The following is a 277-nucleotide window of genomic DNA, read 5'->3' as shown; positions in this document are numbered from 1 at the left end:
TTAAAAGCCACGATTTACGAACACGGGAACTTCCAAGGAGCCAGTCAAGAACTAACCGAAGGCAGTTATAATATTGCCAGCTTGAAAATTGGCAACGATCGCCTCAGTTCGTTGCGCGTACCTGCGGGACTGAAAGTGACCCTGTACGAACATGCGAACTTTTCCGGACGCAGCAAAGTATTAACTCAGGATACCTCTTGGGTGGGTGATGATTTTAATGACATTACCTCTTCGATTAAGGTAGAAAAAAGTGGGGCGATGCCCTTAAAAGCCACGA

The 277-nt window shown here is 46.2% G+C and carries 1 protein-coding gene; it reads left to right on the top strand.

Annotation, left to right across the window (positions count from 1 at the left end; all coding sequences use genetic code 11):
* Window positions 1-277, top strand: a 277-nt coding sequence (locus LKK83_RS00760; protein ID WP_324628813.1) for a peptidase inhibitor family I36 protein, incomplete at both ends; no start/stop codon positions are given.

Source organism: Phormidium sp. CCY1219 (assembly GCF_035615515.1).
Classification (GTDB): Bacteria; Cyanobacteriota; Cyanobacteriia; order Cyanobacteriales; family Laspinemataceae; genus CCY1219.
This window is presented reverse-complemented; position numbering and strand designations above follow the sequence as displayed.